This is a genomic window from Escherichia sp. E2586, assembly GCF_005781105.1.
In the GTDB taxonomy this organism is placed as follows: Bacteria; Pseudomonadota; Gammaproteobacteria; order Enterobacterales; family Enterobacteriaceae; genus Escherichia.
In genome coordinates, this window is record NZ_VATN01000009.1 from 150,537 (window position 1) to 163,122 (window position 12,586).

At 52.9% G+C, this 12,586-nt stretch carries 13 protein-coding genes; 12 read left to right on the top strand and 1 reads right to left on the bottom strand.

The window, feature by feature from the left end; all coding sequences use genetic code 11:
* The first annotated feature begins 16 nt into the window (after positions 1 to 16).
* From cheW to flhe, 10 genes are all read left to right on the top strand, one after another.
* Entirely contained in the window at positions 17 to 520 is a 504-nt protein-coding gene (gene cheW, locus FEK50_RS10610; RefSeq protein WP_130218676.1) for a chemotaxis protein CheW, read from the top strand.
* A 145-nt stretch (positions 521 to 665) separates the two neighbouring features.
* Positions 666 to 2,321: a methyl-accepting chemotaxis protein II gene (gene tar, locus FEK50_RS10615; protein WP_131161117.1), complete on the top strand. Its 1,656-nt coding sequence runs from the start codon at positions 666 to 668 to the stop codon at positions 2,319 to 2,321.
* Positions 2,321 to 2,458: a hypothetical protein gene (locus tag FEK50_RS24185; RefSeq protein WP_165383289.1), complete on the top strand. Its 138-nt coding sequence runs from the start codon at positions 2,321 to 2,323 to the stop codon at positions 2,456 to 2,458. Before tar ends, FEK50_RS24185 begins: the two co-directional genes overlap by 1 nt.
* Entirely contained in the window at positions 2,455 to 3,315 is an 861-nt protein-coding gene (gene cheR / locus FEK50_RS10620; RefSeq protein ID WP_131161118.1) for a protein-glutamate O-methyltransferase CheR, read from the top strand. The genes FEK50_RS24185 and cheR overlap by 4 nt, the downstream gene beginning before the upstream one ends.
* A gap of 2 nt (positions 3,316 to 3,317) precedes the next feature.
* Positions 3,318 to 4,367, top strand: a complete 1,050-nt coding sequence (cheB, locus tag FEK50_RS10625) for a protein-glutamate methylesterase/protein glutamine deamidase (protein ID WP_130208515.1) — start codon at positions 3,318 to 3,320, stop codon at positions 4,365 to 4,367.
* A 14-nt stretch (positions 4,368 to 4,381) separates the two neighbouring features.
* Positions 4,382 to 4,771 (top strand): chemotaxis response regulator CheY, encoded by a 390-nt coding sequence (gene cheY, locus FEK50_RS10630; RefSeq protein WP_131161119.1) that lies wholly within the window; start codon positions 4,382 to 4,384, stop codon positions 4,769 to 4,771.
* 10 nt (positions 4,772 to 4,781) lie between these two features.
* Positions 4,782 to 5,426: a protein phosphatase CheZ gene (gene cheZ, locus FEK50_RS10635; RefSeq protein ID WP_130208513.1), complete on the top strand. Its 645-nt coding sequence runs from the start codon at positions 4,782 to 4,784 to the stop codon at positions 5,424 to 5,426.
* Between the two features lie 207 nt (positions 5,427 to 5,633).
* The gene (gene flhB, locus FEK50_RS10640; RefSeq protein WP_130208511.1) at positions 5,634 to 6,782 is read left to right on the top strand and encodes a flagellar biosynthesis protein FlhB; all 1,149 of its coding nucleotides are present in this window, start codon (positions 5,634 to 5,636) and stop codon (positions 6,780 to 6,782) included.
* Entirely contained in the window at positions 6,775 to 8,853 is a 2,079-nt protein-coding gene (flhA, locus tag FEK50_RS10645; protein ID WP_130259915.1) for a flagellar biosynthesis protein FlhA, read from the top strand. The genes flhB and flhA overlap by 8 nt, the downstream gene beginning before the upstream one ends.
* The gene (gene flhe, locus FEK50_RS10650) at positions 8,853 to 9,248 is read left to right on the top strand and encodes a flagellar protein FlhE (RefSeq protein ID WP_165488982.1); all 396 of its coding nucleotides are present in this window, start codon (positions 8,853 to 8,855) and stop codon (positions 9,246 to 9,248) included. Before flhA ends, flhe begins: the two co-directional genes overlap by 1 nt.
* A gap of 52 nt (positions 9,249 to 9,300) precedes the next feature.
* On the opposite strand, the gene argS is transcribed toward flhe, so the two are convergent.
* Positions 9,301 to 11,034, bottom strand: a complete 1,734-nt coding sequence (gene argS, locus FEK50_RS10655) for an arginine--tRNA ligase (RefSeq protein ID WP_131161121.1) — start codon at positions 11,032 to 11,034, stop codon at positions 9,301 to 9,303.
* Positions 11,035 to 11,249: 215 nt separating this feature from the next.
* Between argS and FEK50_RS10660 the strand changes: the two genes are divergently transcribed.
* Together FEK50_RS10660 and cutC are read left to right on the top strand one after the other, a co-directional pair.
* Complete coding sequence (locus FEK50_RS10660; RefSeq protein ID WP_130208505.1) at positions 11,250 to 11,816, top strand: VOC family protein; 567 nt, start codon at positions 11,250 to 11,252, stop codon at positions 11,814 to 11,816.
* A 13-nt stretch (positions 11,817 to 11,829) separates the two neighbouring features.
* The gene (gene cutC, locus FEK50_RS10665) at positions 11,830 to 12,576 is read left to right on the top strand and encodes a copper homeostasis protein CutC (protein WP_130208503.1); all 747 of its coding nucleotides are present in this window, start codon (positions 11,830 to 11,832) and stop codon (positions 12,574 to 12,576) included.
* Positions 12,577 to 12,586: the final 10 nt, after the last annotated feature.

Genomic DNA, 12,586 nt, shown 5'->3' on the forward strand with positions numbered 1-12,586 from the left:
TAAAAAGGGAATAAATATGACCGGTATGACAAATGTAACAAAGCTGGCCAGCGAACCGTCAGGCCAGGAGTTTCTGGTATTTACCCTCGGTGACGAAGAGTACGGCATCGATATTCTGAAAGTGCAGGAGATCCGTGGCTACGATCAGGTTACGCGGATTGCCAATACACCCGCGTTTATCAAAGGCGTCACTAATCTGCGCGGCGTGATTGTGCCAATTATTGATTTGCGTATTAAGTTCAGCCAGGTGGATGTGGAGTACAACGATAACACGGTGGTTATCGTTCTGAATCTTGGGCAGCGGGTGGTCGGCATTGTGGTAGATGGCGTTTCAGATGTTCTTTCGTTGACGACGGAACAAATTCGCCCGGCACCGGAATTTGCTGTGACGCTTTCCACAGAATACCTCACCGGCCTGGGTGCGCTGGGCGATCGCATGCTAATTCTGGTTAATATCGAAAAACTGCTGAATAGCGAAGAGATGGCGCTGTTGGATAGCACGGCATCAGAAGTCGCATAATTTATCCAGCTGTACTCAAATGAAATGAGCCCGATGCCCTGCGCATTGGGTTTTTCATTTTAATATCGCCATGACTGGCATCAGAAATAAAGTTTCCCTCCTTCCTGCCGATAACGAAACCAACTTGTTTTCAGGAAGGTGCCTTATGATTAACCGTATCCGCGTAGTCACGCTGTTGGTAATGGTGCTGGGGGTATTCGCACTGTTACAGCTTATTTCCGGAAGTCTGTTTTTTTCTTCTCTTCACCATAGCCAGAAAAGTTTTGTGGTTTCCAATCAATTACGGGAGCAGCAAAGCGAGCTGACCTCAACCTGGGATTTAATGCTGCAAACGCGCATTAACCTGAGTCGTTCAGCGGTGCGGATGATGATGGATTCATCCAATCAACAAAGTAACGCTAAAGTTGAATTACTTGATAGCGCCAGGAAAACATTGGCCCAGGCTGCAATCCATTATAAAAAATTCAAAATCATGGCACCGTTACCTGAAATGGTCGCTACCAGTCGTAATATCGACGAAAAATATAAAAACTATCACACAGCATTAACAGAACTGATTGATTATCTTGATTATGGCAATACCGGAGCCTATTTCGCTCAGCCAACCCAGGGAATGCAAAATGCGATGGGCGAAGCCTTTGCCCAGTACGCCCTCAGTAGTGAAAAACGGTATCAAGCTATCGTCACTGACAACGCGGATGATTACCGATTTGCCCAGTGGCAACTGGCGGTTATCGCGCTGGTGGTGGTATTGATTCTGCTGGTGGCGTGGTACGGCATCCGCCGCATGCTACTTAACCCATTAGCGAAGATCATTTCTCACATCCGGGAAATTGCTGGTGGCAATCTGGCGCATACCCTCAGCATTGCTGGACGCAGCGAAATGGGCGACCTGGCACAGAGCGTTTCACATATGCAACGCTCTCTGACTGACACGGTCAACCATGTGCGAGAAGGTTCAGACGCTATCTATGCTGGTACTCGTGAGATTGCTGCGGGGAATACCGATCTTTCCTCCCGTACTGAACAGCAGGCATCGGCGCTGGAAGAAACGGCCGCCAGCATGGAACAGCTCACAGCAACAGTGAAACAGAACGCCGATAACGCCCGTCAAGCCTCGCAACTGGCGCAAAGTGCCTCCGATACTGCTCAGCATGGTGGCAAAGTCGTGGACGGTGTGGTGAAAACCATGCACGAAATTGCCGACAGTTCGCAGAAAATTGCTGACATTATTAGCGTTATTGATGGCATTGCTTTCCAGACCAATATCCTGGCACTGAACGCGGCTGTTGAAGCCGCCCGAGCAGGGGAACAGGGGCGTGGTTTTGCCGTGGTGGCGGGCGAAGTGCGTAATCTCGCCAGTCGCAGCGCCCAGGCGGCAAAAGAGATCAAAGCGCTGATTGAAGATTCCGCCTCCCGCGTTGATACCGGTTCGGTGCTGGTAGAAAGTGCCGGGGAAACCATGACGAATATTGTCAATGCCGTCACCCGTGTTACCGACATTATGGGCGAGATTGCCTCTGCATCGGATGAACAGAGTCGCGGTATCGATCAAGTGGCGTTGGCAGTGTCGGAAATGGATCGCGTCACCCAACAAAACGCATCGCTGGTGCAGGAGTCTGCCGCGGCGGCGGCGGCCCTTGAAGAGCAGGCCAGCCGTTTAACACAAGCAGTTTCCACATTCCGTCTGGCTGCAAGCTCGCAAACGAATAAACCACAATCCCGTCCAACCACTGAACAACCACCCGCACAGCCGCGACTGCGTATTACTGAACAAGATCCAAACTGGGAAACATTTTGATGAGTATTTACTCACTCGGTCATTTCAGCCAGATGGATCAGGTGATGCAACAAAACGTCGCACTGGCAGAAGAAGCGGCGGCAACGGCACAACGGGTGAATCAGTGGTTTCCTGAAGTGACTGAGAAGGCGCTATGACATCATCTCTGCCCTGCGGGCAAACGTCTTTATTGTTACAGATGACCGAGCGCCTGGCGCTTTCCGACACGCATTTTCGGCGGATAAGTCAATTGATCTATCAACGTGCGGGGATAGTCCTGGCGGACCACAAACGCGACATGGTTTACAACCGCCTGGTGCGCCGTTTGCGCTCGCTGGGGCTTGCAGACTTCGGCCATTATCTGAATTTACTGGAATCTAATCAGCACAGCGGCGAGTGGCAGGCGTTTATTAATTCGCTGACTACAAACCTGACGGCATTTTTCCGCGAGGGGCATCATTTCCCATTGCTCGCGGAGCACGCCCGCCACGCCCATGGTGAATATCGCGTATGGAGTGCGGCGGCATCGACAGGTGAAGAACCCTACAGCATTGCGATGACGCTGGCGGACACGCTGGGCACCGCGCCCGGACGCTGGAAAGTGTTCGCCAGCGATATCGACACCGAAGTGCTGGAGAAAGCCAGAAGCGGCATTTATCGCCATGAAGAGCTGAAAAACCTGACGCCGCAACAACTCCAACGCTACTTCATGCGCGGTACGGGGCCGCACCAAGGGCTGGTGCGTGTGCGTCAGGCACTGGCGAACTACATCGATTTTTCCCCGCTGAATTTGCTGGCGAAACAGTACGCTGCGCCGGGGCCGTTCGATGCGATCTTCTGTCGTAACGTCATGATCTACTTCGATCAAGCGACCCAGCAGGAGATTTTGCGCCGCTTTGTACCGCTGCTTAAACCCGACGGATTATTGTTTGCGGGTCACTCTGAAAACTTTAGCCACCTTGAGCGCAGCTTCACATTGCGTGGACAGACGGTGTATGCGCTAAGTAAGGATTAACGATGAGCAAAATCAGGGTGTTGTCGGTCGATGACTCGGCACTGATGCGCCAGATAATGACAGAAATCATCAATAGTCATAGTGACATGGAAATGGTAGCGACGGCTCCCGATCCTCTGGTCGCGCGTGATTTGATTAAGAAATTCAACCCTGATGTGCTGACGCTGGACGTCGAAATGCCGCGTATGGACGGACTGGATTTCCTCGAAAAATTAATGCGTTTGCGACCGATGCCAGTAGTGATGGTTTCTTCTCTGACTGGCAAAGGTTCCGAAGTCACGCTGCGTGCTCTGGAGTTGGGGGCGATAGATTTTGTCACCAAACCGCAACTGGGGATCCGCGAAGGAATGCTGGCGTATAGCGAAATGATTGCCGAAAAGGTGCGTACGGCAGCAAGGGCAAGCCTTACTGCGCATAAACCGTTATCGGCACCGACAACGCTGAAGACCGGACCGCTCTTGAGTTCAGAAAAGCTGATTGCGATTGGCGCCTCAACGGGGGGTACTGAGGCGATTCGTCACGTATTGCAACCGTTGCCGCTTTCCAGCCCGGCACTGTTAATTACCCAGCATATGCCGCCCGGTTTTACCCGCTCTTTTGCCGACAGACTTAATAAGCTGTGCCAAATCGGCGTGAAAGAAGCCGAGGACGGAGAACGCGTCTTGCCGGGGCATGCCTATATCGCCCCGGGCGATCGGCATATGGAACTGGCGCGTAGCGGCGCGAATTATCAAATCAAAATTCACGATGGTCCGGCGGTTAATCGCCATCGGCCATCGGTAGATGTGTTGTTCCATTCTGTGGCCAAACAGGCGGGGCGTAATGCGGTTGGGGTGATCCTGACGGGCATGGGCAACGACGGCGCGACGGGAATGTTAGCAATGCGTCAGGCGGGGGCATGGACTCTTGCGCAAAATGAAGCAAGCAGCGTGGTGTTCGGCATGCCGCGCGAGGCCATCAATATGGGTGGCGTCTGCGAAGTGGTCGATCTTAGCCAGGTAAGCCAGCAAATGCTGGCAAAAATCAGTGCCGGACAGGCGATACGTATTTAAATCAGGAGTGTGAGATGGCGGATAAAGAGCTTAAATTTTTGGTTGTGGATGACTTTTCCACCATGCGACGCATCGTGCGTAACCTGCTGAAAGAGCTTGGATTTAATAATGTTGAGGAAGCGGAGGATGGCGCCGATGCTCTCAATAAGTTGCAGGCGGGAGGATATGGTTTTGTTATCTCCGACTGGAACATGCCCAACATGGATGGCCTGGAGTTGCTGAAAACGATTCGTGCTGATGGCGCGATATCAGCATTGCCGGTGTTAATGGTGACTGCAGAAGCGAAGAAAGAAAACATTATTGCCGCAGCACAAGCGGGGGCCAGTGGCTACGTGGTTAAGCCATTTACCGCCGCGACGCTGGAGGAAAAACTCAACAAAATCTTTGAGAAACTGGGCATGTGAGGATGCGACTATGATGCAACCATCAATTAAACCTGCTGATGAAAATTCTGCTGGCGATATCATTGCGCGCATCGGCAGCCTGACGCGTATGCTGCGCGATAGTCTGCGGGAGCTGGGGCTGGACCAGGCCATTGCAGAAGCGGCGGAAGCCATCCCCGATGCCCGCGATCGTTTGTACTACGTTGTGCAGATGACTGCCCAGGCTGCGGAAAGGGCGCTCAACAGTGTTGAGGCTTCACAACCGCATCAGGATCACATGGAGAAATCAGCAAAAGCGTTAACCCAACGCTGGGATGGCTGGTTTGCCGATCCCATTGATCTTGCCGACGCTCGCGAACTGGTGACCGATACACGGCAATTTCTGGCGGATGTGCCGACGCATACCAGTTTTACCAATGCGCAGTTGCTGGAAATCATGATGGCGCAGGATTTTCAGGACCTCACCGGGCAGGTCATTAAACGAATGATGGATGTCATTCAGGAGATTGAACGCCAGTTGCTAATGGTGCTGCTGGAAAATATCCCGGAACAGGATGCACGTCCGAAACGTGAAAGCCAGAGTTTGCTGAATGGACCACAGGTAGATACCAGCAAAGCCGGTGTGGTAGCCAGTCAGGACCAGGTCGACGATTTGTTGGATAGCCTTGGATTTTGATTTGTATTGCCTGATGTGACGCGGCCGCGTCACATCGATCTTCAAGGTTGGATAAGGTGTTTACGCCGTACCCGACAAACATGTCACCATGCCTGATGTGCTGTGGCAAAAGCCCTAAATCCCGCCTTTTTTACCCCTTACTCAAACCATTGAACGCTTTGCGCTCTGGCATCATTCACGCTTATTACTCTTTCCAGGATTGGCGACGTGTCTGACGAGAGCGACGACAAAACAGAAGCCCCCACACCTCACCGACTTGAAAAAGCGCGGGAAGAGGGGCAAATCCCGCGTTCCCGTGAATTAACGTCGCTGCTGATTTTGTTAGTGGGCGTGTGTGTTATCTGGTTTGGCGGTGTGTCGCTGGCTCGTCGATTGTCGGGCATGCTCTCCGCGGGATTGCATTTTGATCACAGTATTATCAATGACCCGAACCTGATCCTCGGGCAGATTATTTTGCTGATCAGAGAAGCCATGCTGGCGCTGCTGCCGCTGATTAGCGGCGTGGTGCTGGTGGCGCTCATTTCTCCGGTGATGCTGGGTGGGCTGGTATTTAGCGGCAAATCCTTGCAGCCGAAGTTTTCCAAACTCAACCCGCTACCGGGCATTAAACGGATGTTCTCGGCACAGACTGGCGCGGAGTTGCTGAAAGCGATACTGAAATCCATCCTGGTCGGCAGTGTGACGGGGTTTTATCTCTGGCACCACTGGCCACAGATGATGCGCTTAATGGCCGAGTCTCCGATTACCGCCATGGGAAACGCCATGGATCTGGTTGGGCTATGCGCGTTGTTGGTGGTGCTTGGCGTTATTCCGATGGTGGGATTTGACGTCTTTTTCCAAATCTTCAGCCACCTGAAAAAGCTGCGTATGTCACGGCAGGATATTCGTGATGAGTTCAAACAAAGTGAAGGCGACCCTCATGTCAAAGGGCGAATCCGTCAGATGCAGCGAGCAGCGGCGCGGCGGCGGATGATGGCCGATGTGCCGAAAGCGGACGTTATCGTCAATAACCCAACTCACTACTCAGTGGCTTTGCAGTACGACGAAAACAAAATGAGTGCGCCAAAAGTCGTTGCCAAGGGCGCGGGGCTGGTGGCATTACGCATTCGTGAAATAGCCGCTGAAAATAACGTCCCGACCCTCGAAGCGCCTCCGCTGGCGCGTGCGCTGTATCGACATGCTGAAATCGGTCAACAAATACCTGGTCAACTCTATGCCGCCGTGGCGGAAGTGCTGGCCTGGGTCTGGCAACTGAAACGTTGGCGTCTGGCTGGTGGACAGCGCCCTGTACAACCAACTCATCTTCCGGTGCCGGAAGCCCTGGATTTTATTAACGAGAAACCGACCCATGAGTAATCTGGCCGCGATGCTGCGCCTGCCTGCAAATCTGAAATCGACACAATGGCAGATCCTTGCCGGACCGATTTTGATCTTGCTGATTTTGTCGATGATGGTGCTGCCATTGCCTGCATTCATTCTCGACCTGCTGTTTACCTTTAATATCGCGTTGTCGATTATGGTGTTGCTGGTGGCGATGTTTACCCAGCGTACGCTCGAGTTTGCCGCGTTTCCGACAATCTTACTGTTCACCACGCTGTTGCGTCTGGCTCTTAACGTAGCTTCAACCCGTATTATTTTGATGGAAGGGCATACCGGCGCGGCGGCGGCTGGGAAGGTGGTCGAAGCGTTCGGTCACTTCCTCGTTGGTGGCAATTTCGCTATCGGTATCGTGGTGTTCGTCATTCTCGTGATCATCAACTTTATGGTCATTACCAAAGGTGCTGGGCGTATCGCGGAAGTAGGCGCGCGCTTTGTTCTAGATGGTATGCCGGGTAAGCAGATGGCGATTGACGCCGACCTGAACGCCGGATTGATTGGTGAAGATGAGGCGAAAAAACGCCGCTCCGAAGTGACTCAGGAAGCCGATTTTTACGGCTCAATGGACGGGGCAAGTAAGTTTGTTCGCGGCGATGCCATCGCCGGGATCCTCATCATGGTCATTAACGTTGTCGGCGGATTGCTGGTCGGTGTGCTGCAACATGGCATGAGCATGGGACACGCGGCGGAAAGTTATACGCTATTGACCATTGGCGACGGTCTGGTGGCACAAATCCCGGCACTGGTGATTTCTACCGCCGCGGGGGTCATCGTTACGCGTGTCAGCACCGATCAGGATGTTGGCGAGCAGATGGTGAATCAGCTTTTCAGTAATCCAAGCGTTATGTTGTTAAGCGCCGCCGTGCTCGGTTTACTCGGGCTGGTGCCTGGAATGCCGAACCTGGTATTTTTGCTGTTCACGGCGGGATTGCTCGGGCTGGCCTGGTGGATCCGCGGACGCGATCAAAAAGCGCCTGCCGAACCAAAACCGGTAAAAATGGCAGAGAATAATGCTGTAGTCGAAGCAACGTGGAATGATGTGCAACTGGAAGATTCTCTGGGAATGGAAGTGGGCTATCGACTGATCCCGATGGTTGATTTCCAACAAGATGGCGAGTTGCTGGGCCGTATTCGTAGTATTCGTAAAAAATTTGCTCAGGAAATGGGCTTCCTGCCGCCGGTGGTGCACATTCGCGACAATATGGATCTGCAACCGGCACGTTATCGTATTTTGATGAAAGGCGTAGAGATTGGCAGTGGCGATGCTTATCCGGGGCGCTGGCTGGCAATTAACCCGGGTACCGCTGCCGGGACGTTACCTGGTGAAGCGACCGTCGATCCGGCTTTTGGTCTGAACGCTATCTGGATCGAAAGTGCGCTAAAAGAACAGGCGCAGATTCAGGGGTACACCGTGGTTGAGGCCAGCACAGTGGTGGCAACGCATCTTAACCATCTCATTAGCCAGCACGCCGCAGAGTTGTTTGGTCGCCAGGAGGCGCAACAATTGCTGGATCGCGTCGCCCAGGAGATGCCAAAGCTGACGGAAGATCTCGTTCCTGGCGTCGTCACGCTCACCACGCTACATAAAGTGCTGCAAAATCTGCTCGATGAAAAAGTGCCGATTCGCGACATGCGTACCATTCTCGAAGCGCTGGCGGAGCATGCGCCTATCCAAAGCGATCCACATGAGTTAACCGCCGTCGTGCGCGTGGCGTTGGGACGGGCGATAACCCAGCAGTGGTTTCCCGGCAAAGATGAAGTCCATGTTATTGGCCTCGACACGCCGCTGGAACGTTTGTTACTACAGGCGTTGCAGGGCGGGGGCGGACTGGAACCAGGGCTGGCGGATCGTCTACTGGTGCAAACCCAGGAAGCACTATCCCGTCAGGAGATGTTGGGTGCGCCGCCTGTATTGTTGGTGAACCACGCGCTGCGACCACTATTGTCTCGCTTCCTGCGCCGCAGCTTGCCGCAGTTAGTGGTGCTGTCGAATCTGGAACTATCTGATAACCGACATATCCGCATGACGGCGACAATTGGCGGTAAATGATGAGAACTTTATTGGCTATGCTGTTGTTTCCGGTGATTGCGCAAGCCGCCGGGGAGGGGATGTGGCAGGCAAGTAGTGTCGGAATTACGCTAAATCATCGCGGTGAGTCGATGTCTTCTGCGCCTCTTTCTTCGCGACAACCTGTTTCAGGATTGGTGACGCTGGTGGCGTGGCGTTATCAGCTTATCGGTCCGACCCCCGCAGGACTGCGGGTACGTTTATGCTCACAATCTCGTTGTGTCGAATTAGAGGGGCAGAGCGGAACCACCGTGGCCTTTTCCGGTATAGCGGCAGCAGAACCATTGCGATTTATCTGGGAAGTGCCTGGCGGTGGGCGGTTAATTCCGCCGCTGAAAGTACAACGTAATGAAGTGATTGTGAATTATCGGCGGTGATAAAAAAGCCGATGTCCGTAACTGCGACATCGGCCTTTGACACATAACGCGATTACATACGCTCTACAGTCTCAATACCCAGCGTATCCAGACCCAGCTTCAGCGTCTTCGCCGTCAGTTGTGCCAGTTTCAGACGGCTGTTACGCACTTCTTCGTTTTCTGCGCTGAGGATCGGGCAGTGCTCGTAGAAGCCAGAGAACAGACCGGCCAGATCGTACAGGTAAGCACACATCACATGCGGCGTACCTTCACGGGCAACCACAGTGAGGGTTTCTTCAAACTGCAGCAGACGAGCAGCCAGTTGCGCTTCACGATCTTCACGGATGATTACCGAAGCTGAAGCCAGTTGCTCTTCGTTAATTTCTGCTTTACGGAACACAGACAAAACACGCGTGTAAGCATACTGCATGTATGGCGCGGTATTACCCTCAAACGCCAGCATGTTGTCCCAGTCGAAGATGTAGTCGGTAGTACGGTTTTTGGAGAGATCCGCGTATTTCACCGCGCCGATACCCACCGCATTGGCCAGTTTTTCCAGCTCGTCAGCTGGCATATCCGGGTTCTTTTCTGCCACCAGACGACGTGCACGCTCCAGTGCTTCATCCAGCAGATCGGCCAGTTTCACCGTACCGCCCGCGCGGGTTTTGAACGGTTTGCCGTCTTTGCCCAGCATCATGCCGAACATGTGGTGTTCCAGCGGTACGGATTCCGGCACATAGCCTGCTTTGCGGACGATCGCCCATGCCTGCATCAGGTGTTGATGCTGACGGGAGTCGATGTAATACAGCACGCGATCGGCATGCAGTGTTTCATAACGATATTTCGCACAGGCGATATCAGTAGTGGTGTATAGATAGCCGCCATCTTTCTTCTGAATGATCACGCCCATCGGTTCGCCTTCCTTGTTTTTGAACTCATCAAGGAATACGACGGTTGCGCCTTCGCTTTCTACTGCCAGACCTTTGGCTTTCAGGTCCGCTACGATACCCGGCAGCATCGGGTTGTAGAGGCTTTCGCCCATCACGTCATCGCGGGTCAGCGTCACGTTGAGACGATCGTAGGTGATCTGGTTCTGCGTCATGGTGATGTCGACCAGTTTGCGCCACATCTCGCGGAAGTATTCGTCACCGCTTTGCAGTTTTACCACGTAGTTACGTGCGCGCTCAGCGAACTCTTCATCTTCATCATAATGCTTTTTCGCATCGCGGTAGAAACCTTCAAGGTCAGCCAGTTCCATTTCACCGGCGTTTTCCTGCTGCTGTTTTTCCAGCCACGCAATCAGCATACCGAACTGAGTACCCCAGTCGCCGACGTGGTTTGCGCGAATCACTTTGTGACCGAGGAACTCCAGAGTACGCACTGCCGCGTCACCAATAATGGTAGAGCGCAGGTGACCGACGTGCATCTCTTTCGCCACGTTCGGTGCGGAGTAGTCAACCACAATGGTCTGTTTTTCTGGCGTAGCAACACCGAGACGATCTGACGCCAGCGCCTGCTGAACATGTTCAGCCAGGAATGCCGGATCAAGGAAAATGTTGATAAAGCCTGGACCGGCGATCTCAACTTTGCTGGCGATACCGTTAAGATCCAGATGAGTCAGCACCTGCTCTGCTAATTGTCGCGGTGCCATACCCAGTTTTTTAGCAACTGCCATCATGCCGTTAGCCTGATAGTCGCCGAACTGAACTTTTGCTGACTGACGAACCTGCGGTTCGCAATCCGCAGGCGCGCCTGCCGCAATCATGGCCTGACGGACTTTTTCTGAGAGAAGAGCCTGAATATTCACCGGAATACCTTACATTGATGAAGCGAGCAAAAATTGCCCGCACCAGTTAAAGAAATTAGGGCGGGAGTATACTGCAAATGGCTGTTTTCGTCAGCAACGTGCGCGCGGCGTATTGCCGTTTTCACTATTGCATCAGAAGCGGCGTGAAATCAGCGGTTGGTTGGCGCAGGGCAACAGGGTAAATTAACGCTTTTACTAAAAGACGAAGAGTGATTATGGCGAACTGGCAATCTATCGACGAGCTGCAGGATATTGCATCGGATTTACCGCGATTTACCCACGCATTAGATGAACTTTCCCGCCGTCTGGGATTGGATATCACTCCGCTGACTGCCGATCACATTTCTTTGCGTTGCCATCAAAACGCCACCGCTGAACGCTGGCGTCGCGGGTTTGAACAGTGCGGTGAACTCCTGTCAGAAAATATGATCAATGGCAGGCCGATTTGTCTGTTTAAATTGCATGAGCCGGTACAGGTTGCTCACTGGCAGTTTTCCATTGTTGAGCTACCGTGGCCCGGGGAAAAACGTTACCCGCACGAAGGTTGGGAACATATTGAAATCGTTCTGCCGGGCGAGCCAGAAACGCTGAATGCCCGTGCGCTGGCGTTGCTTTCTGATGAAGGACTCAGCCTGCCGGGGATCTCAGTTAAAACCAGTTCGCCAAAAGGTGAGCATGAGCGATTACCGAATCCGACGCTGGCGGTCACCGATGGCAGAACAACCATTAAGTTTCATCCGTGGTCCATTGAAGAGATCGTCGCCAGCGAGCAGTCGGCATAATTAAGGAGCAAAAATGGCATTACTGGAAATTTGCTGTTACAGCATGGAGTGCGCACTAACGGCGCAGCAAAATGGCGCTGACAGAATTGAATTGTGTGCGGCACCGAAAGAAGGGGGCTTAACGCCGTCGCTGGGCGTGCTTAAATCCGTGCGCCAGCAGATAACGATTCCCGTACATCCGATCATCCGCCCGCGCGGTGGTGATTTTTGCTACAGCGACGGCGAGTTTGCCGCCATTCTTGAGGATGTTCGTACTGTCCGCGAATTAGGCTTTCCGGGACTGGTGACGGGCGTTCTCGATGTTGACGGTAATGTCGATATGCTACGAATGGAAAAAATAATGTCTGCTGCCGGTCCGTTGGCCGTTACTTTTCATCGTGCCTTCGATATGTGTGCTAACCCATTAAATACAATGAATAATCTTGCGGAATTGGGCATTGCCCGGGTACTGACTTCCGGGCAAAAATCAGACGCTCTGCAAGGTTTATCAAAAATTATGGAACTTATTGCCTATGGTGATACTCCAATCATCATGGCCGGAGCAGGAGTTCGTGCAGAAAACCTGCACCACTTCCTCGATGCCGGAGTGCTGGAAGTCCATAGCTCCGCGGGAGCGTGGCAAGCCTCACCGATGCGTTATCGTAATCAAGGATTGTCCATGTCATCAGATGCACACGCGGACGAGTATTCGCGTTATGTCGTAGACGGGGCGGCGGTTGCTGAAATGAAAGGAATCATTGAACGCCATCAGGCCAAATGATTTTTACCGT